Below are 26,610 nucleotides of genomic sequence, written 5' to 3'. Positions count from 1 at the left end.
TAACAGAAGACGAACCAGAACCACCTTACTATATTATAATATCAGGCTTATGAAACGAAGCTTTGTATCGATGACGGAACAGATGATGGCCACGGTTAAACACCGTTGCGCCTGGATGATCCTTTTATTGACGATGTGTTCAGGCATACTGCATGCGCAAACACCCCGTGGCCTGCTACCCGATGGGGGCGTGGAAGACGTGGTGATCAGCGCCATGAATGGTGTAACGGATGTGGATCCCGGCGATCATATTGTGCCGTGGGCCACCAGCGGCACCCTGATTGTAAGCCCTGCACAGCAGAACGCCAATAGCCGCAAGTACCGTAACGTGATCAGCTTTTATGTGAATGAAAGCAACCTCACGCACGTATTGCCGGACTTTACCGCGTCTGTTGACCTGGTGATCGAATACAAAGCAACACTGGCTGATCCTTTGCAGACGCTTAACAAAACACTGACGCTGGAGTATAAAAAAGGAGCTGGTGAACTATCTGATGTACGCCAGTATATCACATTTGAAGGAGCAGAGTACGTAAAAGTAACGGTAACACCGCATCTTCCGCCCGCCGTTGGTACACTGGATTATCGCAATATGCTGACGTTGGAGAACACGACCTATGTGACAAGGTATTTTACGATCAGCAATACGCCTTTTACACTGAATTTACCTCCAACCCTTACCTCAGCCAATGACGTCCTCAACGCATCATGGTCAGCCCCGGTAAATGCCGGCCATAATGCAATACAATTAGAATGGGCATGGCTGGAAGATGAACTCGAATCCAATTATTATGTAGGCGGCTCATTCACTACGGCCGGTAAAGAAAAATTATTACGGACCAACTCATCACGTGTTGATTTAGTATACAGTGCCACGGAATTTGCGATACCGCTTTTGTATGATGGACAGGGTAAAGTACATTATCGCGTACGGGGAATAAGTATACAACCATCCGGTACCCGCGTGGCCGGTCCCTGGTCAGCCATTCAGAGTGCCGGCTTTAGCGGGCATGAAACAAAACTAAACTGGCAATCCACGAGCAGTTATGCTGAAGAAGGAAAGCACAAAACGGTTATCCAGTATTTTGACGGAAGCCTTCGGGGACGTCAGACGGTGACGAAAGACAATGTTACCGGTAATATTGTTACGGCTGAAAGCTTTTATGATGCCGAGGGACGTCCTGCCGTGCAGGTATTGCCTGCTCCTGGTATTCAGCAGGCGATTGCCTACCAGAAGAATCTGAACCTGTTTAATAGTCCGGATGCAGGTATTCCTATGCAGGGTGACAATGAAGATCATGCTGATTTCTTTGACTGGCAGTTTACCGGTTCCAAAACACCCATCTTGCTAAGTAATGTGGACGGTAGCGCATCACAGTACTACAGTCTTCAAAATACAAACAGGTCAGGCATCAATGCGCATATCCCCGATGCGGAAGGTTATCCTTACGCATTGACACGTTATACACCTGATGCCACAGGACGTATATTATCGCAAAGCGGCGTAGGTGCCGCTATGCAAATGGGAACCGGCCGTGAAACAAAATACTATTACGGCTCACCCACGCAGGAAGAACTCGATGCCTTGTTTGGAACAGAAGTAGGGGATAAAAGCCACTACTTCAAAAACATGGTGAAAGATGCCAATGGGCAGATGAGCGTGAGTTATGTAGACATGCACGGTCGCACAATTGCTACGGCTTTGGCAGGCGAAAATCCTGCTAACCTGCAGGCGCTGGATTATACCAATGCCGTTCACTATCCTAACCAGGACCATGGCAGCGCTTTGACTGTTAACCTGCTTGATGTTAACTCCAACTCCGTTAAAGGCAATAGTATCGAGTCTGTTACCAGCTTGCTGGTACCAGCTACCACTACATACAATTTTGATTATACACTTACGCCGCAATCCCTCAGCCTCAACGCATGTGATGAACCAACTACGGTTTGTTATGAGTGCCTTTATGATCTGCAAATAGCAGTCATTGATGAGTCGGGAGAAGCGGTTGGGCCGGTTGAGATAAAAAATTATAGCAACCTCAGTGTTGAATTTGATAGTCTGTGCAGCACCCCAACGCGATTATTTCAGAACCTGGACAATCCGTCCGCGCCACGCACATCAACGATTACGTTCTCCGTACAACTGGAGCCTGGTTCTTACAGCATCCGTAAAACACTTACGTTGAATGAAGAAGCGCTGCAAAAACTCAAAGCAAACTATCTCGAGCGCAGCCATTGCGAAATAGATTACCAGGCGATCTTCGATTCGGTTTATAATGAAGTAAAAGCAGTCACACAGTGTGATAACCCGCCGACCAACCATCAGGAAGCCAGTTGTGCAGAATGTGAGGCTGAAGTAGGTACGCTCAGCGCATTCACCACGGCCTATCTTACATCTATCGGTTATACGGAAACGCCCACTCCGGCGCTGACGGCGGAGATTGCGGCTGCTTACAATAAAGCAAAAGCCAATTGTGAATTGCTTTGCGGTACATCAACCCTGGAAGTGGTCACCAAGCGCGAGCTGATGCTGGCCGATATGATGCCACCTTTCGGTCAATATGCAAAGGCATACACTAACACGGCAACGATGGAGCGGAAGTACAATATCTTCTCCACGTTTACGCCGGCCACACAACCATTTTTCCGTAAACCAAAGATCAATCCTTCGACATTCGGATTCTATCTTGATCCGTTTGGAAATACAGACGAGCTCATACATACCACCCCCGCTGTATTACCAACGATGTTGGCCGGTGATTTTGAACAGCAGTTCCAGGACAACTGGGCTGAGCAATTGTTGCCATACCATCCGGAATACAATCGTTTAACATTTGTTGAAACCAACCTGAAGCCCAGTTACAACTGGATGCATACTTTCTTTGCGGTGCCGACTTATGCGCAGGCGGTGACCGAAGGGTACATTTTCACCTCTGAACCGGGGCTGGCTGCAAAAGATCCTTTCTTTGCCCTCAGCACTGCTGTTTCCAAGAAGACCACGATGAAAGACTGGTTGATGACAGACTACGCCGGCGGAAGAAGCCTTTGGCAGTACGCTTACTACCAGGCAATTTGTCAACGCACGCCCGGTGCATCGGGATGTGTTGCACCTGGTGTCGATGATAAACCACCCTTCAGTACATTGTCCGCTGCTGATAAAGATTCAGTCTGGAATAAATTTAAAAACCTGTACCTGCAGGCCCGTACGAGCCTGATGGATGAATACATTGCCGAGCAGGCACCTTTGCCTGCCAGCGATGAAACCGATCTTATTGCACAAGGATATTTCCTGCATTTTCCCCGCAATAAAGATCAGCAGATAAGCCAGATGGGCAATAACAGCCAGGATCCGGGAAGCTGGAGCTTCTGGCCGCCGGCAGATCCAATAACCGGTGAACCCAATCTGCCGCCGAACTGGGGCAGTGCCGCACAACAAGATGAAATTTATACCGGTCGTTGTGAAGCCAATATTGCTCAATGGAAATTATGGTTCGAGCAATGCCCCGCATTGAACGCACATCCTGATAAAGCTGCGATTCTAGTCACACTGATGGAAGAAATGGTGAAGATTTGCCGCAAAGGCAGCAACCAGGCAAATCCTTTCGGCGCATCTGAAGTAGCACCTTCTACGCCGGTAGACGGCTCTTACCGCAGCTTTGAAGAACTGATCAATACAGTTTTTGCGGCTAATGGTATTGCACGTACCGATGTATGTAATCCCTTTATCATAGAATATCCTAAAGCTTATGGTAAAGGAACGCCGGTAACTACACAATACACAACGGCAATTGACAGTTGCAACTGCGACCGTTTTGCGGAAATAAAAGAAGATGCCATCAAGGGCGGTAAAAATCCAAATGTACTCAGTTCACTGAATGAATACCTGTGGCAAACTTATGGCGACACACTTAGCCAGGATCTGTTCAATGCCTTCCAGCGTTGTAATGAAATAGGCGACACGATCATTAACAACTGCCAGACTTATAATACAAGTGTGAAGTTACCTTGTGGTACGCTGGATCCCTGCGGCACGCAAGGCGGAGGATTGGTGCTGAAAATGTCAGAAAGCGGCGATCCTTATACGGCCAAAGCTCCCGGAGGACCAATAGGCAATTTCTGCTTCGAAGGATATGTATGGGATCCAGTGTTGGAAACCTGTGTGCCTGACGGATCAGGAGAGGCTTGCCAGATCGGCTATACCTGGGATCCGGTACTGGGTACCTGCGTGGCCAATATGCCGGGCCTTTGCCCTCCGGGGTATGTATGGAGCCCGAAATTGGGAACCTGTATTGAAGAAGTACCGATAGACAGTTGTACCTATTACTGCCCTGTTACAAAGTGCGACACAACAATCATTACTGTCATACAATTACCTACGGCAGTTGTTATTCCTGATTTTATCCAATGCGGATCAACAGGCGCAGCGCGTTGTGTCACCTGTACAGACCTGCGTGCGTTGAAGGCGGAGTTTGATCTTTACTTTGATCTTCCTTATAAAAATGCACCGATCCAGGGTTCGACCAACCTTTCGGAGACAGATATTAACTATAACAAAAACTTCGCGCGCTTCCTGAATTACCGCACAGGCTTTAGCTTCACCTGGGGTGATTACATGCGATCGATCGACAGCACGGAGTGTAACCTGGGCACGGGCGGCAACCAGACGGTGATCTGCCGCGATAAAACATTGACCGATACAACCGGCATCTTTGTAAAACCCGATCCCTGCCAGGCCACCTACGACATGGCCACGCATATTGCGCAACAGGTATATGAATACAGACTGCAATGGTACCTGGGAGAATTTGAACGACAATATCGCGCTAAATGTATGGCTGCGGGCAAACTGGAAACCTTCACGGCCAGCTACCTGCCAAAAGAATACCACTATACCCTTTATTATTACGATCAGGCGGGTAACCTGGTGAAAACCGTGCCGCCTGCGGGTGTTCGACCGGACTATAGCACCGCCTACCTGAATGATATCAAGGCCAAACGTGCCGCCAACCAGGACCGTGCGGCCCTGCATGAGAAAGTGACGCAGTACCGGTACAATGGCCTGAACCAGGTGGTGGCGCAAAACTCACCGGATGGAGGTACGAGTAAGTTCTGGTACGACAGACTGGGCAGACTGGCCGTAAGCCAGAATGCCGAACAGGCGCTGCACAACCAATACAGCTATACGAAGTACGACAACCTGGGCCGCATTACCGAGGTAGGTCAGAAGGCCAACACTACGGCGATCACACAAACGATCAGCAAAGAAGAAAGCACGCTGACTACCTGGCTGAATGGAGCAAGCGTAACGGACCAACTGACGATCACGGTATACGATGAAAAATACAATCCGCTCAGTCCCGACCCGGGTATTGCCGCCGGTATCGACCAGCAGAACCTGCGCAACCGCGTGAGTTACTCGATGGTGAAAGCCTTGAGTACGGACACGTGGCATCAAACCGCCACCTTCTATACCTATGACATCCACGGCAACGTCAATCAACTGTTGCAGGACTACAGAGGTGTGGCCAACCTTCCTTCTTCGGACCGGTTAAAGACCATCAAATACCAATACGACCTGATCAGTGGTAAAGTGAATGAAGTAGCTTACCAGCCGGGAGCGGCGGATGGTTTCTATCACCGCTACGCGTATGATGCGGAGAACCGGATCACGGATGTTGAAACGAGCCGTGACGGCGTGTACTGGGAGCATGAAGCGAACTATGAATACTATAAACATGGCCCGCTGGCGAGAATGGTATTGGGTAAAGAACTGCAGGGTGTAGACTATGCCTATACCATACAAGGCTGGCTCAAAGGGGTGAACGGCAGCAGCCTGACACCGGATAGGGACATGGGCAAAGACGGACTGGCTGTTGGAGTGCCTTCGGTATTTGGCAGAGACATTTATGGTTATGCACTGCACTATTTTGATAATGGAGCTTCCGAAAATGATTACTATTCAATCGGAGGAACAGGTGCTTTTGCCCGTCCCAACAACGGATCATTTAAGTCATTATACAACGGCAACATTGGTGCGATGACGGTGAACAATGGTGGCTTGAAAAAGGGTAATCCGTCCACCACCAACTCCCTGCCGCTGTTCTACAATTATAGCTATGACCAACTGAACCGTATTGTAGGCATGCAGGCTTACAAGGGTCTGAATGAATCTACGAACCTGTGGACACCTATCTCTATCCAGGACTATGCGGAATCGACTACTTACGATCCCGATGGTAACATCCTGACTTATGGCCGCAATGGCGCTCCGGAAGTCGGTCTGCCCAACAAGATGGATGACCTGAGCTATGAGTATTATGCAGGTAACAACCGATTGAGAAGAGTGGGAGATAACAGCTCACTGACGGGCAACTACGCGGAAGATATCGACGACCAGGCTGATCCGGATAACTATACCTATGATGCGATCGGCAACCTGAAGACCGATATATCCGAAGGCATCACGGCGATCAACTGGACAGTCTATGGGAAGATAGCGAGCGTGGTCAAATCAAGCGCTACGATCAGTTATACTTACGATGCCTCAGGCAACCGCATAACCAAAACCGCAGCAGGTAAAACAACGCTGTACATAAGAGATGCGGGTGGCAATGTGATGAGTGTATACGAAGTACCGGCCCTCAACCAGATCGAGCAAAAAGAGGTACATTTATACGGCAGCAGCCGGTTGGGCATGGCCTTGAAAGAGAGCCGTGCGACGGTTACTGACGCATTGGCAACTGGTTTTGATCCGGCTAAAACCAAAACGCAGCGCAGAGGCGAGAAGTTCTTTGAGTTGAGCAATCATTTGGGTAATGTGCTGACCACGCTTACCGATAAGAAGTTACAACAAGGTAAGGCCGCACCGAATGAAGCTGAGTTGGATTACTTTACAGTAGATGTAGCGAGTGCGACGGATTATTACCCGTTTGGTATGGGAATGCCAGGGAGGAAGGTGGAAAGTGACGGATATCGGTATGGGTTTAATGGGAAGGAGAATGATGAGGAGACAGGTACGCAGGATTATGGGTTCAGGATTTATAATCCGGCGTTAGGTAAGTTCTTGAGTGTAGATCCATTAACCAAATCTTATCCTTTTTATACCCCATACCAATTTGCAGGAAATATGCCGATTAAGTTCATAGATTTAGATGGAGCAGAACCTGCGTTGCCTGGTGCAAAAGCAGGTGAAAGCCAAGTAGCCGCAAAGAAAGATACAGATGAATATTTTAACTGGTCTTGGAATGTTGATAATACAACCCAAAAAGGTTCATGGGTTCAAGGACGTTCAACAAACTATCAAAATGGTTCATTGGCAACTATCTCAAGCAATGGCGACAATACAAAGCAATTTTTTCCAGACGTTAAAGTTAAATTGCCATTACTTGTCGCAAGTGTTTTGCCGGACGGTGATGATTTGGAGACCAGAATAAAGGATTTCAAACGAGCATTTGGATCAGGGATTCGAAGTACAGGTGTGGCAGAGGCAGTAGGCGAGGGCGAACTACTTTTAAACCATTTTCTTGATGGAACAGTTTCTTATGGGAGTACAGTTTTTAATCCTGGAGATCCTATATTATTTACTACAGTTTCAAATATGTCCAATTTTGTCAGTTTAGATCCCGCTTTTGTCAAATTGGCTACAAAATTCGAAAGAATAGCCATTGACTACTATAAAACTAACAATACACTTGAAGGGTTTGATGGAAGTGCGGAATTGTTGAAGTTGGGTAAGCCCCAAATTAGAGACAAACTATATATGCTGGTTGTTATGGGAGGTACACAACAGTGGAATGCTCAGGTTCGTAGCATATCTGACAATCATATAAGTGTGATGTGGACAGTCCGTGATAGGTTTGGGGCAGGGCGCGAAGATGCTCAGTCTCGATATCCTGGTCTACCGAGTATGTATTGGCTGCAACATAATTCATCTCAAGTGGATCCCACGCTTTCAAACAAGTTTGTTCCTTTTTCATGGGGAGTACAAGTATTAAGAAAAAAATAACCATCTCATATGAATAAAAATATATTTCTGATCTGTCTTGTATTATTATCGACGACTGGTTGTACTAATGAAAGAACGTCGAAACATATCTGCAGTTTAAAAAATGTTCAAACCATGGCTACATCGCCTTCAGCTACTGGCTCCTATGCGCATTATGTTTTAATAAATGATATGTTCAGGGAGTGCATGGACAGCGTGACAATCGTTAGGCTGGCAATTGAGTATGCTGATACGGTTAAAATAGATCGTCCTGCGGTTCTTGTGAAATTTTATAACTCGGATAAGCACTTGATCAAAGGTGAAATGTCACAACCTATTGAACTGGAAAAGAATTGTATTGCCGGAGTAATGTTGGATACATTTACGAAGAAACCAGTTGGTTTTTATTTTGTTGATTCAAATGATAGTCTGCTTTATTCCGGCCCCTTGTGGAGACCGCTTGGTGCTGATGAAGCAAGGATTAAAAAATCTTCTAAAAAGTAACTGTAGAAATGGTTAAGTGTAGATTCTGGAAGAATTAATAAGGCCCATGCAAACAACTGAAATTAATAACTTATAATTTTCCATTGATGGGGCAATATTATATTCCCATTTAGCATGATCTTCTGCTTCCTCCATTGTATAATAATATGTGTCGGATAATGGTATTATTTACATTTAAGTGAAATAAATACAAGCCACTATCATCTGGATATTGTACTAGTTGAGTTTAAAAGGGAGTTATATTTCTTCATTGTTCACTCTGTGTTTGGCTTTGCCTGTTTTTGATTAGCACCTAGAAAAATTTCTTTGAGAATTTTACAATTCCATTGTATTTTTTTTGTGTTGGAGAAGATACAATATTGTACGAAAATAAATAATAGCAATTAAAACATAATTCCTTATTCGACTTAACGGCAGACTGGCCGTAAGCCAGAATGCCGAACAGGCGCTGCACAACCAATACAGCTATACGAAATATGACAACCTTGGCCGCATCACGGAGGTAGGCCAGAAGGCCAATACAACTGCCATCACGCAAACGATCAGCAAAGAAGAAAGCACGCTGACCACCTGGCTGAATGGTGCAAGCGTGACGGATCAACTGACGATCACGGTATACGATGAAAAATACAATCCGCTGAGTCCCGACCCGGGTATAGCCGCCGGTATCGATCAGCAGAACCTGCGCAACCGCGTGAGTTACTCGATGGTGAAAGCCTTGAGTACGGACACGTGGCATCAAACCGCCACCTTCTATACGTATGACATTCACGGTAATGTCAATCAACTGTTGCAGGACTATAGAGGTGTAGCGAACCTTCCTTCTTCAGATCGACTGAAGACCATCAAATACCAATACGACCTGGTGAGTGGCAAAGTGAATGAAGTAGCGTACCAGCCGGGAGCGGCGGATGGCTTCTATCACCGCTACGCGTATGATGCGGAGAACCGGATCACGGATGTAGAAACGAGCCGCGATGGTGTGTATTGGGAGCATGAGGCGAACTATGAATACTATAAACATGGCCCGCTGGCAAGAATGGTATTGGGCAAAGAACTGCAGGGTGTAGACTATGCCTATACCATACAAGGCTGGCTCAAAGGCGTGAACGGCAGCAGCCTGACGCCGGACAAGGACATGGGCAAAGATGGTCTGAACACCGGAACGCCTTCTGTGTTTGGCAGAGATATCTACGGTTATGTACTGCACTATTTTGATAATGGAGCTTCCGAGAATGACTCCTATTCAATCGGAGGAACAGGTGCTTTTGCCCGTCCCAACAACGGATCATTTAAGTCATTATACAACGGCAACATTGGGGCGATGACGGTGAACAACGCAGGCTTGAAAAAAGGCAATCCTTCCACCACTAACTCGCTGCCACTGTTCTACAACTACAGTTACGATCAGTTGAACCGTATTGTAGGTATGCAAGCCTATAAAGGGCTGAATGAATCTACGAACGTGTGGACCCCGATCTCGATCGATGATTATCAGGAGCAAACGAACTATGATCCTGATGGTAATATTTTATGGTATAAGCGTAATGACGCTCCGTCGGTTTTTACAGGTAAAACACAAATGGATAATATGGATTACCTATATTACCCTGAAAATAACCGTCTGCGGCAGGTTACAGACAAACCCACACTAACAGACGACTATTCGGAAGACATCGACGATCAGGCCGATCCGAACAACTATACCTATGATGCGATTGGTAACCTGAAGACGGATGTATCCGAAGGCATCACGGCGATCAACTGGACAGTGTATGGGAAAATAGCGAGTGTGGTCAAATCAAGCGGTACGATCAGTTATGCTTACGACGCTTCAGGCAACCGCATTACCAAAACCGCAGCGGGCAAAACGACACTGTACATAAGAGATGCGAGTGGCAATGTGATGAGTGTATACGAAGTACCGGCCGCAAACCAGATCGAGCAAAAAGAATTACATTTATACGGCAGCAGCCGGTTGGGCATAGCCTTAAAAGAGAGCCGGGCTACGGTTACTGATGCGCTGGCGACTGGTTTTGATCCTGCCAAAACAAAAACACAGCGCCGGGGTGAGAAGTTCTTTGAGTTGAGTAACCATCTGGGGAATGTGCTCATTACGCTTACCGATAAGAAGCTACAACAAGGCAAAGCGTCTCCGAACGAAGCTGAGTTGGATTACTTTACGGTAGATGTGGCGAGCGCGACGGATTATTACCCGTTTGGTATGGGAATGCCAGGGAGGAAGGTGGAAAGTGACGGATATCGGTATGGGTTTAATGGGCAGGAGAAGTCAACGGAACTCGATCAGAATGGCAACAGTATGACCGCGGAATTCTGGCAATATGATGCTCGACTTGCACGTCGATGGAATCCCGATCCAAGACCAGTTAGCGGTGTAAGCGACTATACAGCCTTTCTAAATAACCCAATCTTTTTTCGAGATCCTCTCGGGGATACGACTATAAATGGAGAGTTTTACGAAAATCAAACTAATAATGGTGTCATTGATAATTTGATCTTGAAGAGCTATATCCCGAAGGAAGGGACAAAAAAGACATTAAGGGGCGCCTACTATGATGTGAATTTATATTATCATAGAAATTCTACAGTTTATCCTGGTCAGGCGGGGTGGCATAGGGCAGAAGCATATTTAAAACAGGTACAAGATGCAAGCTACGATTACAGTAGAGCATTTGGAAACGATGACATCTTTGTTAAGCCGTTTAATGGATCTAGTCCTGATGGCCAACATGCTGCTTCCCAAAGATTGAATGAATATCTTGTTGAAATGAGTGAGGCCAATGAAAATTTTTATAGTTTTATATACGCAGGAGCACGTATTAATTCGATAAAGACACATCAGTCGGCTACTGGAAAGATCGACCCATCCGCTATTAACGTTGAAGATTTGCTTTTAGTTGGCCTTGTGGTTAAGCAAGGGGCAAAGATGTTCGCGTCAGCGATGTCACGTAAGGTTTCAATGCCGAATTCTGGTCCAATTATGATAGCAGTCGGTGCGGCCTCGCGTGCAGAGATGATTGCTAGAAAATTTAAAATGAATCTTAACAGTGCGCCAACTCGGCAGGTGTTAAATAGTTTGGATGAAACAGTAGACTCATTTATATCGAAGTATCGAAAAGCATCTATTCGTTCCGAAATGCCTGGAGAGTTTTTAAATTTAACTGTTCAGGAAGCTCTCGAAAAGGGCCGAAGCACAGTTCGAAAATTATTAATTGACAACCGATTTATTAAATAATGGAAAAGGATATCTCAATAAAAAAATTTGTCGAGCGTTTACGTGGTGAAATTAATCTTAATCTTCTGAAGTTCGTTGATTACTGGGATGGGGATCTTTCTGCTTTTGGACTCAGAAAAGGGGATAAAGTTTTATATGTGTCAACATATAAAATGGAAGATCATTTTTTCTATTGTTCGTGGGAATTAATCAATGAACAAACAGAAGAGACAATAAGGGTGTTAGAAACAGATGAGCTTATTTCGGAAGAAGACCTTATTATGAAGATTAAATCTTTTTTTGCCGTTTAATAAATTCGGTAATGCAGCGATTAGCTATTTTTTGTGCAGGCTGCTACGGGGGAAACAACGGTATTTAGAGCTGTTGATGCAACAGAAGCTGCTATTATAAAGAATACTGGTAAGTTTTCTTTACAACAAGGAGGAGTAGAAGCGAAATATTTTGCGAAATCTTTTGAAGATGCTCACTGGTACGGTCAAAGACTTTATCCTAATGGTTATTCAATCATAAAAGGAACAGTAAAAGCCCCTGTTAATGCTGCCGAGCATTGGTTTCGTCACGTAGATATTGGAGCATATGTTTTTCCCAAAGAAACTTTACCATATATAATTCCACACTAATTATGCTTACTGAAAATAGAAAATACAATTTCATCGGGGAACTGACTTTAAAGAAAAGTAGCGTACTGCCTCTTGATGCAAAACCTAAAGATGATAAAGTGAATTGGCTTTTTCTGAATACGGGAAAGCAGCAATTTAGCTTTGTGTATAAAATTGAGAATCCATCAGAAGCAAATTATGGTAAACCATTTAAAATTGAATTGGCTTTTACAATGATTGAAACAGTAAAAGAAACAGTTGAATTAAATTTTGAGTATGAAGTTTTACGAGGTCAGGAAAGTATTGGAAATGTAAAACTGACTACAAATTTAGAATAAGTCTTTATGACATATAAACAGCAAAGCCCGGCAAGTGCGGGCTGTCTTTTACCGACGCGGAGGCTGAAAAAAAGCTATTGAATATTTTCAAAAGCTCAGAATTACTAAGCTTAGTAACTAGCATTTTAGAAAAGAAGTAGGTTGGCTAGCACAAAACTCACCGGATGGCGGCATCAGTAAATTCTGGTACGACAGACTGGGCCGACTGGCCGTAAGCCAGAATGCCGAGCAGGCTTTGCACAACCAATATAGCTATACGAAATATGACAACCTGGGCCGTATTGCCGAAGTAGGACAGAAAGCGAATACCATTGCTATGACGCAAACGATCAGCAAAGAAGAAAGCACGCTGACCACCTGGCTGAATGGCGCGAGCGTAACGGACCAACTGACGATCACGGTGTACAATGAAAAATACAATCCGCTGAGTCCCGACCCGGGCATCGCGGCGGGTATCGATCAGCAGAACCTGCGCAACCGCGTGAGTTACTCGATGGTGAAAGCTTTGAGTACCGATACATGGCATCAAACCGCCACCTTCTATACGTATGACATCCACGGCAACGTCAATCAACTGTTGCAGGACTATAGAGGTGTAGCCAACCTTCCTTCTTCGGACCGGTTAAAGACCATCAAATACCAATACGACCTGATCAGTGGCAAAGTGAATGAAGTAGCATACCAACCGGGAGCGGCGGATGGCTTCTATCACCGCTACGCGTATGATGCGGAGAACCGGATCACGGATGTTGAAACGAGCCGCGATGGTGTGTACTGGGAGCATGAGGCGAACTATGAATACTATAAACATGGCCCGCTGGCGAGAATGGTATTGGGTAAAGAACTGCAGGGTGTAGACTATGCCTATACCATACAAGGCTGGCTCAAAGGTGTGAACGGCAGCAGCCTGACGCCGGACAAGGATATGGGCAAAGACGGACTGGCTGTTGGCGGAGTGCCTTCGGTATTTGGCAGGGACATTTATGGTTATGCACTGCACTATTTTGATAATGGAGCTTCCGAGAATGACTACTATTCAATCGGAGGAACAGGTGCTTTTGCCCGTCCCAACAACGGATCATTTAAGTCATTATACAACGGCAACATTGGTGCGATGACGGTGAACAACGCAGGCTTGAAAAAAGGCAATCCTTCTACGACTAACTCGCTGCCACTGTTTTACAACTACAGTTATGACCAGTTGAACCGGATCGTGGGTATGCAGGCCTACAAAGGTCTGAATGAATCGACGAAAGATGTAGTAAATTCTTCGTTAATTTACTACTGTTCAAATTTGAAGATGCTAACCTGGTACCCAAAATTCTATCGGATGCGAAGTAAAATCATAATTGTACTGCTGATGATAAGCTGTGCGCTACTGGCCTGGAGCGTGCTTGGAATGGTCACCCATCGTCCGGGGATTTGGAATATAGCAAGAGTCGGGCTCGTTTTGTCAGGGCTTTCCTTACTGGCCGGAGTGGCACATCTTATCATACCGGAAAAGAAATAGTTTGCATTCCGTTTGGAAGGTTGGTATGGTTAAGCAAGCGAGTATGTTGAAGTATGAAAAGACGATTATTTTCTTTAATTTAATTAGTCATTGATTATCTACGGTTGTAAAGGTTATTACCAACTGCGCAATAAATCAGCATTTTTTATGATAAAAATAATCGCATTAACAACCTTGTTTATTTGCGCGCTGTCCTATCCAGCGACCAGCCAGATTGATATCTATTTGAAAGAGTATAAAACTTATATTACTCCCGCGAAATGTAAGGATTCATTGATTCACTACAACAAAGACTCATCTTACGTTAAGATAAACCTGTTTAATTGTAAAGGGAAAATGAGTATTAAGGAGTTTGACCGTCACGGCACCCTGGTTGCTACGGGACAATATCAGGCTTCCCTGGATACATTGAAGCAGTATGTCGATCGATTTAATCTTTCAGGAGACCTGATGGATGTTACGGTCGGTCCGTACTTTCAGCCCCTGCGCGATGGGGTTTGGATTTTTTATGAAAATGGATTGCCCGCGCGACAGGAAAGATATAAAAGAGGTGTTCTAATCAGGGACTAACACTAAACCAGCCACCCTTATAAAAAGTCGCCCACCTCCCCAACATACTCTGCCAGCCGGCAATCCATTCCCCACTCTGTAAATTATTGTGTGTTGTATGAACTGATCAGCAGTCTTCTACGTTAATAGTTTCACCGGCACGGTTTTTTAATCCTAACCCGGTTTATGCTATTCATTATGAAACAGTTTTTGGTTTTAATTCTAATCTCATTCTTATTTACCGCCTGCGATAGCCACCACCCGGGCCTGCATTTCCGCTACAACGAAATTGACGCCGAGGACGTGCTGCCCATGGCTTACCGGGATAATAATTTCACTGCAGACAAACTCTCCGGCCCGCTCAATTGCCGCTACCGCAACGGACAGATGGAAACCCAGGCCTGCATTTCCTATGCCGATAATTACGGACTGACGTCGGACTATTCTTTCCGCAACGATTCCATTTTTATCCATGTTAAGAAAGGAGAGAAGCGCGCCGATGTGTGTGATTGCACCCGCCGCTACCGCCTGCAGTACAAACTCAACGGACTGCCCGAAGGGCACGAGTACCCGGTGTTTTTGGTCATACGGTAGAAGTAGTAAGTAATAAGTAGTAAGTAATGTGCCGGTTAAGGTTTTTAAATTCCTTTGCGTCGTTGCTCCTTATGCCTCTTTGCGTGATGTCTTTCACGCAGAGACGCAAAGTAGCTAAGGCGCCAAGATCAGTTGCCTGTACAGTTCATAGTTTTCCTCATCAAAACATACGAAAACGATGCGTTCGAAGCTGCTATGGAAAGCGCTTACCGAGGCTAGTGCAATCTCCGCCGCCAACGGTTTCGGAAAACGATACACACCCGTACTGATGTTCGGAAAAGCAATCGTCCGCAGACTATGCTCTACTGCCAGTTGAAGGCTGTTGCGATAAGCTGAGGCCAATAATTCAGCTTCTTTTTTATTCCCGCCATTCCATACCGGCCCAACCGTATGTATCACATGCCGCGCAGGCAGATTGCCGGCGGCCGTTATTACAGCTTCTCCCACTTTACATCCTCCCTGACGTGCCACAATTTTCCGGCATTCATCCAATATGGCCGGACCACCGGCCCGGTGAATCGCTCCGTCCACACCATCACCACCCAGCAGGGAGGTATTGGCCGCATTCACCACTGCATCTACTTCCATTTTTGTGATGTCGCCTTTTATTACTTCAAGCATAGTAAGTCAAAATTAAAAATTCAAAAGTCAAAAAATGATGAATGAGTCAATAAGTGAATGAGCGAATCATCAGTTGGTCTCTTCCTGCTTCCGCAGGTTCGTGTGTACGCGAACCAGGACAAGCCCTACGCCTCCTGCCTTATGCCATAGGCCGAAGCTTCGGCCCGAAGTGTTGGGCCTTACATTTTAGGCCCCATGCCTTACGCCTTATACCTTCCACCTTCTACCTTATCCGAACGGATGTTCGGATGAAACAATTAACTATTTCTTTACATCCTATTCACCGATTACCTCTTTTTTTCTGGAATTTTCTTTCGTTATTTTGGCGCCGATATGAGATTCGCCGCTTTTTTCCTGTACCTCGTTGTATTCCTGCTCAAAACAGGCATGCCGGCGCACGCCGCGCACGTACCGGGAAAAAAGATTTCCCCTCAGCAGATCCTCATCGACCTCAATGCAACCGAAGACGAAGATCAATCGGTGCTCGAAGAAGCGACAGATGATGATGCTGATCTCTACGCGAAGCCTTACGCCGGTAACAATTGTACCACCTTCGATTCGATTCTTGCCTATTTCCATCATTGCTATAAAGCTCCCGCGCCCTTCCTCGGGCAACCCATCGATCGCTGCATTGTCCAGCGCGTACTCCGCATTTAATTAACAACCTTCCATGCGCGCGATAACGCGCACCCAGTTTTTATTTATCTATTCGCCCGGTGAATACGTTCCCCTGCGTGTTCCCATATTCCAATCGCTACTATTTCATTTACAGTTATGAAAAGATTATTCCTGTTCGCAGGCTTGCTGGCTTACCTGGCCATCACTAGCTGTGCGTCCAAAAAAGAAACGAAAGAAGAAGCCGGCAAGTATGCCGTGACCACTCCGCTGGTAATGGACACCTCTTTTACCAAAGATTATGTTTCCCAAATCCGTTCCGTCCGCAACGTGGAAATCCGCGCCCAGGAAAAAGGTTTCCTGGAAAACATTTATGTAGACGAAGGCCAGTTCGTAAAAGCCGGCCAGGTTCTTTTCCGTATCATGCCCAAGATTTACGAGGCCGAATTATTAAAGGCCGAAGCAGAAGCCCGCGCCGCTTCCATCGAGTTACAGAATACGAAAGCATTGGCCGATAAAAATGTCGTGTCCAAAAACGAACAGGCCATGGCCGAAGCCAAACTCGACCAGGCCAAAGCAGAAGTGGCACTGGCCAGATTACACCTCTCATTCACCGAAGTGCGCGCACCCTTCGATGGCACCATCGACCGCCTCCCCAAAAAACTCGGCAGCCTCATCGATGAAGGTGAATTGCTCACCACACTTTCCGACAACAGCCAGATGTTTGCGTATTTCAATGTGTCCGAACCCGAATACCTCGAGTACCAGACAAACGCTAAAAGCCGCGGCAGCAGCCAGGTGAACCTTTTACTGGCCAATAACAAACCACTGGCACAACAGGGACAGGTGGAAGTGATCGAAAGTGAGTTCGACAGCGAAACCGGCAACATCGCTTTCCGCGCGCGTTTCCCGAATCCCGAACGCCTGTTGAAACATGGAGAAACGGGTAAAGTACAAATGACCATGCCGCTCAAAGGCGCGCTGATCATTCCGCAAAAAGCTACCTACGAGATCCAGGACAAGACCTATGTTTTTGTGGTGGACAAAGACGGCAAAGTGCATTCACGCAACATCACGCTTGCGGCAAAAATGCCGGACCTGTATGTAGTGTCAGGCGGACTTTCAACCGATGACAAAATATTACTCGAAGGAGTACAGAAAGTCAAAGACGACGATAAGGTCGAGTATGATTTTAAGAAGCCCCAGGAAGTAATTGCCCATCTGCGCCTCAAAGCAGAATAGTCATTCACCCAAATTGTATTTTCCATGTTTAACAGATTTATACAGCGACCGGTGTTATCCATCGTGATATCACTGATTATCGTCTTTTTGGGTGTGTTGGCTATGACCAATCTCCCCGTTACGCAGTTCCCTTCCATTTCCCCACCCAAAGTAAACGTTACCGCGGAGTATCCCGGTGCCAATGGTGAATTGATGATCAAGTCGGTGATCATTCCACTTGAGCGTGCATTGAATGGGGTGCCCGGCATGAAGTACATGGCCTCCGATGCCGGTAACGATGGTGAGGCAACGATACAAGTGGTTTTCAATCTCGGTACGGATCCCAACCAGGCGGCACTCAGTGTACAGAACCGCGTAGCTTCCGTGGTCAATAAATTACCGCCACTTGTCGTGCGCGAAGGTGTGAAGATCACCCGCGAGGAATCGAACATGCTTATGTACATTAACCTGTACAGCGACGACCCCAATACGGATCAGAAATTCCTTTACAATTTTGCCGATATCAATTTGCTCGCTGAACTCAAACGCGTAGACGGTGTGGGTTTTGCCGATATCCTTGGCAACCGCGAGTACGCCATGCGTATCTGGCTGAAACCCGATCGCATGCTGGCGTACAAGATTTCTGCTGATGAAGTGATGAAAGCACTCAGCGAACAAAGCCTTGAAGCTTCTCCCGGCAAAACAGGCGAGAGCTCCGGCAAACGTTCGCAGGCTTTTGAATATGTATTGAAGTATCCCGGACGTTTTACCAACAAGGAAGGCTATGAGAATGTAATTCTCCGCTCCAACCCCGACGGTGAAATCCTTCGCCTCAAAGATGTGGCCGATGTAGAGTTTGGCAGTTCGATGTACGATATTTATTCCAACCTCAACGGCAAACCTTCGGCCGCCATCGTTCTTAAACAATCTTACGGCAGCAACGCCAGCGAAGTGATTAAGAATGTGAAGGCGAAAATGAAAGAGATCAAAGCCAGTTCCTTCCCCAAAGGAATGAACTACGAGATCAGCTATGACGTGTCTAAATTCCTCGACGCTTCCATCGATAAGGTATTGCATACATTGGTGGAAGCCTTTATCCTCGTGGGTTTGGTGGTTTTCTTATTCCTTGGCGATTGGCGGTCGACCCTGATTCCTGCGATGGCGGTGCCGGTATCGCTGGTCGGCACATTTATGTTTATGCAATTCTTCGGCATCACGCTCAACCTGATCACGCTTTTTGCTTTGGTACTGGCGATCGGTGTGGTAGTGGATGATGCGATCGTGGTGATCGAAGCAGTACACGCTAAAATGGAGAAAGAAAAGCTCTCGCCGCTCAAAGCCACCAAAAAAGCGATGCACGAGATCGCCGGTGCCATTATCGCTATTACTTTCCTGATGGCTTCGGTGTTTATTCCCGTAGCGTTCATGTCAGGGCCGGTCGGTATTTTCTATCGCCAGTTTTCCATTACCATGGCAACGGCTATTATTCTTTCGGGTATTGTGGCTTTGACATTGACGCCCGCCTTGTGTGCGATGATTTTGAAGAACAATCATGGCAAACACCGCAAGAAAAATTTCCTCGACAAATTCCTCGATGGGTTTAATAATACGTTTAACAGAGGTGCTAATAAATATGAAGGATTATTAGGAAAAGTGGTTCACCGCCGGGCATTGACGATGGGCGTGCTGGTGTTGTTTTGTATCGGCACCTGGTTCATCAACGGGCGTGTGCCTTCAGGTTTTATTCCCAATGAAGACCAGGGCATGTTTTATGCCATCATTCAAACGCCTCCGGGTTCTTCGCTCGAGCGCACCAATGAAATTGCCGAACGTTTGCAGAAAGTGGCCGAGACCGTGGAAGGTGTACAATCCGTTTCAGCACTCGCAGGTTATGAAATTCTTACAGAAGGTACAGGCTCCAACTCGGGCACCTGCCTTATCAACCTCAAGAATTGGGATGAACGTAAACATTCCGTACAGCAGATCATGACCGAGCTCGAGGAAAAATCAAAAGACATTTCCGGCGCTACTATTGAATTTTTCCAGCCGCCGGCAGTGCCGGGTTATGGCGCGGCAGGAGGATTTGAATTGCGCCTGCTCGACAAAGCGGGTTCCGGTGATTATAAGAAAATGGAAACCGTGAGCCGTGATTTTGTGAAGGAACTGGAAAAGCGTAAGGAGCTGTCGTCTGTATTCAGTTTCTATAGTGCCAGCTTCCCGCAATACATGTTGCGTGTAGATAACGACATTGCGCAGCAAAAAGGCGTGTCGATCGATAATGCGATGAATACCTTGTCTACATTGGTCGGCAGTAACTACGAAATCAGCTTTATCAAATTCGACAGGCAATACAAAGTGATGGTGCAAGCCGCGGCGCAGTACAGGGCCGAACCGGATGATATCCTGAAGTTGTACGTGAAGAATGATAAGGACGAAATGGTGCCGTTCTCCGCTTTTATGCGGATGGAAAAAGTATATGGCCTCTCGGAGATCACGCGGCACAACATGTACAATGCTTCGGAGATCAGCGGTTCGGCCGCGCCGGGTTATAGTAGTGGCGAAGCCATCAAAGTGATCAATGAAGTAGCGCAGAAAACATTACCCCGTGGATTTGGAATCGACTGGGCCGGTATTTCCAAAGATGAAGTGGCACAGGGCAACCAGGCTATTTATATTTTCCTGATCTGTCTCGGATTCGTGTACCTCATCCTGGCTGCGCAGTATGAAAGCTTCATCCTGCCGCTGGCCGTTATTCTTTCTTTGCCGGCCGGTATATTCGGCGCCTTCCTGTTGCTGGGCATGCTTGGACTGGAAAACAATATCTATGCGCAGGTAGCGATGGTGATGCTGATCGGTTTGTTGGGCAAAAACGCTGTTTTGATTGTAGAGTTTGCCGTGCAGCGCCATCGTGCGGGTGCATCGGTGCGCCAGGCTGCATTGGAAGGAGCGAAGGTGCGTTTCCGCCCGATCCTGATGACTTCCTTTGCTTTTATCGCGGGATTGATTCCGCTGGTATTGGCAAGTGGTCCGGGTAAGATCGGCAACCGCACGATCGGTACGGCCGCAGCCGGCGGTATGTTGTTCGGCACCATCTTCGGCGTGCTGATCATTCCCGGATTGTATTACATATTCGGAAAGATCGCGGAGAAACGCAAACTCATCAAAGACGAAGAAGAAAATCCATTAACAGAAGAAATTGATCACAATGTTTAAGTATAGCCTTTATATATGCGCGTTGGCGCTGGTATTAACCAGTTGCCACGTGCCCAAAATAATAGAGCCGGGCCGTCATGCTGAATTACCGGCTACGTTTGGTACAAGCTCCGATAGCTCGGGCACTGCCGCGGTTCAATGGCGTAATTTTTTTAATGACAAAGATCTGGCAGCGCTCATCGACACAGCGTTGAAGAACAACCAGGAGCTGATGATTACGTTGCAGGAAATAGAAATTGCCCGCAATGATGTGCGTGTACGCAAAGCGGCAATTGCTCCTTCGGTGACTGTGGGCGGAGGAGTTGGGGTGGAGAAGGTGGGACGTTATACCAGCCAGGGCGCAGGTGATGCCAGTACCGAAATCAAACCAGGAAAAGAAATGCCTGATCCCTTGGGCGATTTCAGGGTAGCGGCCACAGCCAATTGGGAAGCAGATATCTGGAAAAAACTGCGCAATGCGCGCGATGCCGCTGTTGCGCGTTATTTGGCAACGGTTGAAGGCAGGAATTTTGTGTTGACCAACCTTATTGCAGAAGTGGCCAATTCCTATTATGAATTGCTGTCGCTGGACAACCAGTTGCTCATCGTTCGGCAAAATATCAATTTACAGAAAAACGCTTTGGAGATTGTGAAAGTGCAGAAGGAAGCGGCGCGTGCAACGGAGTTGGCGGTGCAAAAATTTCAGGCGGAAGTATTGAAATCACAAAGCCTGGAATATGAACTGCTGCAACAGGTAAAGGAAACCGAGAACCGGATCAATTTCCTGTTGGGCCGGTATCCGCAACCGATCCCACGCGAGACCACGCATTTTCTTACACAATTACCGTCGGATGTCACCACCGGATTGCCTGCTCAATTGCTGGCCAATCGCCCGGACATCAAACAGGCGGAACTCGAACTCACGGCTGCCAAACTGGATGTGAGAGTGGCAAGAGCGGAATTTTATCCCTCACTCGGCATATCCGCAGCTGTTGGCCTGCAAGCCTTCAAGCCTTCTTATCTGATAAAAATGCCGGAGTCGTTGTTGTATTCATTGGCCGGTGACCTGGCTGGTCCTTTGATCAATCGTGGCGCCATCAAGGCGGAGTTCAGCACCGCGAATGCCAAACAGATCCAGGCCTTATACAATTATGAACGCACGGTACTGAATGCTTACCTGGAAGTGTCGACCGAACTTTCCAATATCGGCAACCTGGAAAAAAACTATGATCTCAAATCGAAGGAGGTGGATGCATTGACGCGGTCCATCGACATATCGAATGATCTGTTCCGTTCGGCCCGGGCGGATTATCTCGAAGTGTTGATGACACAGCGGGATGCGTTGGAGGCCAGACTCGAATTGATTGAAACAAAAAAACGCCAGCTGGTAGCGGTAGTGAATATTTACCGCGATCTGGGTGGTGGTTGGAAATAGGGCGAATAGGGATAACCGGCCTTTGGGCCGGTTTTTTTATAATTGTTCGTATTGTGCCCCAGGATCGTTGATCACCTCCCTGGTGGTTTTCCAGTGGGTCATCGATGCCGGTTTTAAATAATAACAATTCGGTAGCGGGTTCTTTCTTTGTATTATTTTCGGCTGTTTGTGTTCCGGCATTGCTGGCCTGTTATTGGATCTTACTTTCCGAACAATCTTTTTAAAAATGATTTTCCTGATGTATCTTCTTTGGTCACGTGTCCGTGCAATTGACCAGACAGCCAGAACTGTCCCTGGAGAATGCCATTTACGACCGGTGTTTCTTCTACAAGCCGCGCATCAGCCACTACATCTATCAGTCCACCGAGGGTATCTGTAAAGAACCAATAAAATTGATCACCTGTCAGCTCGTTTTCCTTTTTTTCAAAATGTAATATAGATCCTGTAAACATAGCAGTGGCTTCAGGCGCGCCCGGGGTTTTCTGCTCTTCTGAAAAAAATAAGCCACTTGGGACAAAAGACTTCGACGCAAACTTTAACTCCGTTGAATAATTATTGTAGGCATCCTCATTTTCGAAGAAAAGGATGTCCTGTGCAAATGCTGTCAGTTGAATGTCGACGGTCTGTGGCAATTTGATATCACCGATCGTTCGAAAATCGGGAACGTCAAAAACAAAAGGGCAAATGCCGGTGTCCGGGTCATCAGGATTTACGGGATCGGCCCAGGCGTGAAAGGCGCCGTCCAATTCGCTTTCCGGTCTTTCAATTGCGTTGGTCAAACATACTTTTCGCCTGCTCCTTCCACTGAAATGTGGGTTTACGCCAGCGATTTCTCCGCGGCTGTTGGATTGAATAAATAATTGTGCTCCCGAGCTATCCGTATAAATTAAATAGTCGCCCTGGGCTGTAGTTACCTGTTTGCTTATCGGGTATACTTTACGGAGAACTTCAAATAGTTCTTCTTCAGTCGCTATATTAAACCCGACATTGGAAAAATTACTCATCAGCTTATTGGGATTTGTTTGCAATATATTTATCTCCGTTCAATTATTCCTATACATAACCAGCTAACATGCTGTAATCCAATGAAACATTGTTAATGTTTACGCTTTTATGCAGTAATAATGGGTATAATGATAATAATAACCTACCTTCAGTGTATTACGACACAAGTTCAACACCTCTGGTCTGGATCAGTTTTTAATTCTTACATTTCGATTGGTAACAATTTCCTTCTCCTCTTTACTCGATCTGCGGTCCTTCTGTCAATTTTTTACCTATCAATTTTAGTATTATGAACATGTATGTGTCAAACCTGGGCTTCCATGTGCAGGACGAAGAACTCAAACAACTTTTTGCAGCATTCGGAGAAGTGACTTCTGCCCGTGTTATCAAAGACAAGCTCACAGGACGCAGCCGCGGCTTTGCTTTTGTGGAAATGACCTCAGAAGATGAAGCGCAAACCGCGATGAAATCACTTAACAACAAAGAAGTAGAAGGCCGTCCGCTTTCTATCAGCGTTGCACGCGAGAAAGAAAGTTCTCCCCGTCGCAACAACTGGTAAGAAATTATACGGTTGCCATACGCAACATGACCTCTTTAATGCATGCGCAGCGGCAATTCGCTGCCATGCTTTTTTCTCATTTAAAAAATGCCAATGACATTTAGTAAAGATGATATGTGCTTTATTCATTACCGTTGGGAGAAAGACGAAAGACCCGCGGGTGAAGTTTTTTGCGGCGAACCGTCCAGACGGATATTCGATCCCTTTAATGGCGATCAGGTACTTTTTCTCATCAATTTTTATGGCTCGGTTGTCAAGTCTTTCGGACTCAAAGATGCTCATGCACTCGAACGTAAAATTGCCCACCAACTACCACTTGAACGTAAAAGTGAACGATCGGTCTATAACTGGATCGTTGAGTCCATGAATGTCATGGACGGCAATATGGCGTAGACAATAAATCAGTTATCAGTAAACAATAGAGCAAGCATGGCTAAATCACGGGAAACGTATAATAAGAAAAGCAAAGAGCAAAAAAGAAGTAAAGAACGTCAGGACAAAAAAGAGAAGATGGAGGAGCGTAAAAAGAACGCTCAGAAGGGGAAGAGTCTTGACGAAATGATGGCGTATGTAGATGAAAACGGAAACATTTCGGACAGGCCACCTGATCCACGTGCGAAAAAAGTTTTCAAAGCTGAAGATATGCAGATAGGCATTCCCAAGGGAAATGAACGTGATACAACACATTCCGGGACCATCCAGTTTTTCAACGACGAAAAAGGTTTTGGCTTTATCATGGATCATCAGCGCAACGAACGGATTTTCTTTCACCACAGTTCACTCACTGAAGAAGTCAATTTGAACGACAAAGTGACATTCGATATACAGCCCGGCGACAGAGGCTGGGTAGCAGTGGATATCCGTAAAAAAGGACAATAACATAACCGAAGAACAATATGACTAACGATGTGATAGAAAAATTTGTGGAAGACCGCCAGCGGTCGAGCAAAATTGTACGCATTCAATTCAAGACGAGAGAAGCAATTACCGGATTGTTCATCGTTGCATCTGATTACCAGGAAATGAAGAAGAAAAATTTCTGGCGTATCGTGGCGGCCTCCAAACACGACGAATGGTTAAGTACAAACAACCTTTCCTGCAGCCGGCTTTTCAGCGGCGGCGAGTTTTCCAAAATCAGCGATCTGGTAGACAAAGGATAAGCAATTTATCCGCCTGGTCATGAGCTTTACTGACGTAAAAGGTGATGTATGGAAGGAGATATCCGGATTATCCGGGCCGAATTTTACAGTATTGCAAATGATGTTTTTCAAGCGACTTACCGGTCGTTCAGGAAAGACGTGTCTTCTATGGACAGAAATGCGAATGAAAATGTCCATCAGATGGCCAGATCCAAATACAGCAACCAATTACGACGAACACTCGAGCATGAAGCGAATGCTTTGATTGCCCGTTGCCAGGGGATTGGGGTGAGGCATGAGCTGAGCACCGCGTTGGTAGATACCATACGCTTTTTCCACGACGAATTTTTGCGAAAAGCGGATGAGATTTAATTGAATCTGTACATCCGTTATATACGTATATAACTTGCGGACCTGTGAGCCTGTGATGATGTGTTAGTTAGTATACAATAAAAAACAAATATGGCTTTTATAGACCAGATATTGCAACGTCCTTCTTATGGATGGCAGAACGACAAAGGAGAGTTAGTAGTCCCATCCAATCGTACCCTTTTTAAAGAAGCATTGTCCCGCCTCAATATATTTGCTTCCCGCAAAAACTGGATATCCGTATTGAGTGTCCTGATGGTCGTTTGCTTACTGCCATTTCTTTATTTTTTTATAACCGACTATTTTTCCTGGCAATTGATGCTGTTGATTGCCTTCTACAGCCTGATTGTGATGGGCACGCATGGCACGGTCTGGTTTCACCGTTATTGCACTCACAAAGCCTATAAATTCAGTCATCCTATCTGGCGTTTTCTGACACAGCATCTGGTGATCAAAACGCTTCCCGAAGAGATTTATGTGATCTCGCACCATGTGCATCATACCAAGTCCGATCAACCCGGTGATCCTTATAACTCCCGTGGCGGATTGTGGTATTGTATGCTGGCCGAATTCAACCATCAGCGGATAGCTCCGGATCTTTCCGAAACCGACTACCTCAAAGTAGCGCGTTTTATGCGACATACCGGCGTGGAGATCAATTCTTACCAGCAATACAAAAAATGGGGTTCGGTGGCCAATCCACTTTATACGATTGCCATGTGGTTGCTCAACTGGTCGGTTTGGTTTACGATCCTTTATTTTATCTGCGGACCTGCGCTCGCCTGCGCCATATTTTCCAGTGCCCTTCTCTGGTTTGTACTGGTAAGAGCCTTTAACTATACCGGACATGCAAAAGGCGAAGAGAAGCATGTCGACGGTCTCGATTTTGACCGCAGTAATTTATCGGTCAACCAGACGCGTCCCGGCATCTTTACCGGCGAATGGCACAACAACCACCATCTTTATCCCGGAAGTGCACGTGCCGGCTTCCTGAAATACCAGTTTGATCCTGCCTGGGTTTTTATCTATAGTATGTATAAGATCGGTGTCGTTTCCTCTTATCATGATTCCAAGAAGGAGTTTTTGAAGAAGTATCACGAAGCTCAGCGATAAGACTAAG

21 protein-coding genes are annotated in these 26,610 nt (G+C 46.2%); 19 read left to right on the top strand and 2 right to left on the bottom strand.

Annotated elements, in window-relative coordinates; translation table 11 throughout:
- The first annotated feature begins 49 nt into the window (after nt 1–49).
- The 9 genes from H608_RS0117145 (at nt 50) to H608_RS0117100 (ending at nt 15,334) form a co-directional block, all read left to right on the top strand.
- Complete coding sequence (locus H608_RS0117145) at nt 50–8,005, top strand: RHS repeat-associated core domain-containing protein (protein ID WP_081658932.1); 7,956 nt, start codon at nt 50–52, stop codon at nt 8,003–8,005.
- A gap of 9 nt (nt 8,006–8,014) precedes the next feature.
- A complete protein-coding gene (locus H608_RS24455; protein WP_155990223.1) occupies nt 8,015–8,488 on the top strand; it encodes a hypothetical protein in 474 nt (157 codons plus the stop codon).
- A 589-nt stretch (nt 8,489–9,077) separates the two neighbouring features.
- Nucleotides 9,078–11,744 (top strand): RHS repeat domain-containing protein, encoded by a 2,667-nt coding sequence (locus H608_RS0117130; RefSeq protein WP_155990222.1) that lies wholly within the window; start codon nt 9,078–9,080, stop codon nt 11,742–11,744.
- Nucleotides 11,744–12,034: a hypothetical protein gene (locus H608_RS0117125; RefSeq protein ID WP_028788759.1), complete on the top strand. Its 291-nt coding sequence runs from the start codon at nt 11,744–11,746 to the stop codon at nt 12,032–12,034. The genes H608_RS0117130 and H608_RS0117125 overlap by 1 nt, the downstream gene beginning before the upstream one ends.
- 33 nt (nt 12,035–12,067) lie before the next feature.
- Nucleotides 12,068–12,364 (top strand): hypothetical protein, encoded by a 297-nt coding sequence (locus H608_RS0117120; RefSeq protein ID WP_028788758.1) that lies wholly within the window; start codon nt 12,068–12,070, stop codon nt 12,362–12,364.
- A 2-nt stretch (nt 12,365–12,366) separates the two neighbouring features.
- Nucleotides 12,367–12,681 (top strand): hypothetical protein, encoded by a 315-nt coding sequence (locus H608_RS0117115; RefSeq protein ID WP_028788757.1) that lies wholly within the window; start codon nt 12,367–12,369, stop codon nt 12,679–12,681.
- A gap of 235 nt (nt 12,682–12,916) precedes the next feature.
- A complete protein-coding gene (locus tag H608_RS0117110) occupies nt 12,917–14,191 on the top strand; it encodes a hypothetical protein (RefSeq protein ID WP_155990221.1) in 1,275 nt (424 codons plus the stop codon).
- A gap of 147 nt (nt 14,192–14,338) precedes the next feature.
- Nucleotides 14,339–14,761, top strand: coding sequence for a hypothetical protein (locus H608_RS0117105; RefSeq protein ID WP_028788755.1), 423 nt, complete (start codon nt 14,339–14,341; stop codon nt 14,759–14,761).
- A 177-nt stretch (nt 14,762–14,938) separates the two neighbouring features.
- The gene (locus H608_RS0117100; protein WP_028788754.1) at nt 14,939–15,334 is read left to right on the top strand and encodes a hypothetical protein; all 396 of its coding nucleotides are present in this window, start codon (nt 14,939–14,941) and stop codon (nt 15,332–15,334) included.
- 114 nt (nt 15,335–15,448) lie between these two features.
- On the opposite strand, the gene H608_RS0117095 is transcribed toward H608_RS0117100, so the two are convergent.
- Entirely contained in the window at nt 15,449–15,955 is a 507-nt protein-coding gene (locus H608_RS0117095; protein ID WP_028788753.1) for an O-acetyl-ADP-ribose deacetylase, read from the bottom strand.
- Nucleotides 15,956–16,288: 333 nt separating this feature from the next.
- Between H608_RS0117095 and H608_RS0117090 the strand changes: the two genes are divergently transcribed.
- From H608_RS0117090 to H608_RS0117075, 4 genes are all read left to right on the top strand, one after another.
- Entirely contained in the window at nt 16,289–16,612 is a 324-nt protein-coding gene (locus H608_RS0117090) for a hypothetical protein (RefSeq protein WP_028788752.1), read from the top strand.
- 117 nt (nt 16,613–16,729) lie between these two features.
- Complete coding sequence (locus H608_RS0117085; protein ID WP_028788751.1) at nt 16,730–17,812, top strand: efflux RND transporter periplasmic adaptor subunit; 1,083 nt, start codon at nt 16,730–16,732, stop codon at nt 17,810–17,812.
- 24 nt (nt 17,813–17,836) lie between these two features.
- On the top strand, nt 17,837–21,004 hold the full coding sequence (locus H608_RS0117080) for an efflux RND transporter permease subunit (RefSeq protein WP_028788750.1): 3,168 nt from the start codon (nt 17,837–17,839) through the stop codon (nt 21,002–21,004).
- A complete protein-coding gene (locus tag H608_RS0117075; protein WP_028788749.1) occupies nt 20,997–22,418 on the top strand; it encodes a TolC family protein in 1,422 nt (473 codons plus the stop codon). The genes H608_RS0117080 and H608_RS0117075 overlap by 8 nt, the downstream gene beginning before the upstream one ends.
- A gap of 200 nt (nt 22,419–22,618) precedes the next feature.
- Here the strand turns inward: H608_RS0117075 and H608_RS0117070 are convergent, their stop codons facing one another.
- Nucleotides 22,619–23,422, bottom strand: coding sequence for a hypothetical protein (locus H608_RS0117070; RefSeq protein WP_028788748.1), 804 nt, complete (start codon nt 23,420–23,422; stop codon nt 22,619–22,621).
- A gap of 290 nt (nt 23,423–23,712) precedes the next feature.
- Here H608_RS0117070 and H608_RS0117065 point away from each other — a divergent pair, with 290 nt between their 5' ends.
- The 6 genes from H608_RS0117065 (at nt 23,713) to H608_RS0117040 (ending at nt 26,603) form a co-directional block, all read left to right on the top strand.
- A complete protein-coding gene (locus H608_RS0117065) occupies nt 23,713–23,982 on the top strand; it encodes an RNA recognition motif domain-containing protein (RefSeq protein WP_028788747.1) in 270 nt (89 codons plus the stop codon).
- Between the two features lie 93 nt (nt 23,983–24,075).
- Nucleotides 24,076–24,375, top strand: coding sequence for a hypothetical protein (locus H608_RS22755; RefSeq protein WP_051268409.1), 300 nt, complete (start codon nt 24,076–24,078; stop codon nt 24,373–24,375).
- 36 nt (nt 24,376–24,411) lie between these two features.
- Nucleotides 24,412–24,861 carry a cold-shock protein gene (locus H608_RS0117055; protein WP_028788746.1) on the top strand — a complete coding sequence of 150 codons (450 nt, stop codon included), beginning with the start codon at nt 24,412–24,414 and terminating at the stop codon, nt 24,859–24,861.
- A 17-nt stretch (nt 24,862–24,878) separates the two neighbouring features.
- Nucleotides 24,879–25,142 carry a hypothetical protein gene (locus tag H608_RS0117050; protein ID WP_028788745.1) on the top strand — a complete coding sequence of 88 codons (264 nt, stop codon included), beginning with the start codon at nt 24,879–24,881 and terminating at the stop codon, nt 25,140–25,142.
- Between the two features lie 48 nt (nt 25,143–25,190).
- A complete protein-coding gene (locus H608_RS0117045; RefSeq protein ID WP_028788744.1) occupies nt 25,191–25,493 on the top strand; it encodes a hypothetical protein in 303 nt (100 codons plus the stop codon).
- A 90-nt stretch (nt 25,494–25,583) separates the two neighbouring features.
- Nucleotides 25,584–26,603: a fatty acid desaturase gene (locus tag H608_RS0117040; protein ID WP_028788743.1), complete on the top strand. Its 1,020-nt coding sequence runs from the start codon at nt 25,584–25,586 to the stop codon at nt 26,601–26,603.
- Nucleotides 26,604–26,610 lie beyond the last annotated feature (7 nt).

Origin of the sequence: Terrimonas ferruginea DSM 30193 (assembly GCF_000425585.1) — a bacterium.
In the GTDB taxonomy this organism is placed as follows: domain Bacteria; phylum Bacteroidota; class Bacteroidia; order Chitinophagales; family Chitinophagaceae; genus Terrimonas; species Terrimonas ferruginea.
The sequence above is the reverse complement of the archived record's forward strand: the minus strand, read 5'-3'. Positions and strand labels throughout refer to the sequence as shown.

Bases quoted from the DNA above. Each gene is read 5' to 3' on its own strand.
- H608_RS0117145 (WP_081658932.1), top strand. From the start codon at position 50: ATGAAACGAAGCTTTGTATCGATGACGGAACAGATGATGGCCACGGTT.
- H608_RS0117115 (WP_028788757.1), top strand. From the start codon at position 12,367: ATGCTTACTGAAAATAGAAAATACAATTTCATCGGGGAACTGACTTTA.
- H608_RS0117100 (WP_028788754.1), top strand. From the start codon at position 14,939: ATGAAACAGTTTTTGGTTTTAATTCTAATCTCATTCTTATTTACCGCC.
- H608_RS0117095 (WP_028788753.1), bottom strand. From the start codon at position 15,955: ATGCTTGAAGTAATAAAAGGCGACATCACAAAAATGGAAGTAGATGCA.
- H608_RS0117080 (WP_028788750.1), top strand. From the start codon at position 17,837: ATGTTTAACAGATTTATACAGCGACCGGTGTTATCCATCGTGATATCA.
- H608_RS0117075 (WP_028788749.1), top strand. From the start codon at position 20,997: ATGTTTAAGTATAGCCTTTATATATGCGCGTTGGCGCTGGTATTAACC.
- H608_RS0117065 (WP_028788747.1), top strand. From the start codon at position 23,713: ATGAACATGTATGTGTCAAACCTGGGCTTCCATGTGCAGGACGAAGAA.
- H608_RS22755 (WP_051268409.1), top strand. From the start codon at position 24,076: ATGACATTTAGTAAAGATGATATGTGCTTTATTCATTACCGTTGGGAG.
- H608_RS0117070 (WP_028788748.1), bottom strand. From the start codon at position 23,422: ATGAGTAATTTTTCCAATGTCGGGTTTAATATAGCGACTGAAGAAGAA.
- H608_RS0117050 (WP_028788745.1), top strand. From the start codon at position 24,879: ATGACTAACGATGTGATAGAAAAATTTGTGGAAGACCGCCAGCGGTCG.
- H608_RS0117040 (WP_028788743.1), top strand. From the start codon at position 25,584: ATGGCTTTTATAGACCAGATATTGCAACGTCCTTCTTATGGATGGCAG.
- H608_RS0117045 (WP_028788744.1), top strand. From the start codon at position 25,191: ATGGAAGGAGATATCCGGATTATCCGGGCCGAATTTTACAGTATTGCA.
- H608_RS0117085 (WP_028788751.1), top strand. From the start codon at position 16,730: ATGAAAAGATTATTCCTGTTCGCAGGCTTGCTGGCTTACCTGGCCATC.
- H608_RS0117125 (WP_028788759.1), top strand. From the start codon at position 11,744: ATGGAAAAGGATATCTCAATAAAAAAATTTGTCGAGCGTTTACGTGGT.
- H608_RS0117090 (WP_028788752.1), top strand. From the start codon at position 16,289: ATGAGATTCGCCGCTTTTTTCCTGTACCTCGTTGTATTCCTGCTCAAA.
- H608_RS24455 (WP_155990223.1), top strand. From the start codon at position 8,015: ATGAATAAAAATATATTTCTGATCTGTCTTGTATTATTATCGACGACT.
- H608_RS0117055 (WP_028788746.1), top strand. From the start codon at position 24,412: ATGGCTAAATCACGGGAAACGTATAATAAGAAAAGCAAAGAGCAAAAA.
- H608_RS0117105 (WP_028788755.1), top strand. From the start codon at position 14,339: ATGATAAAAATAATCGCATTAACAACCTTGTTTATTTGCGCGCTGTCC.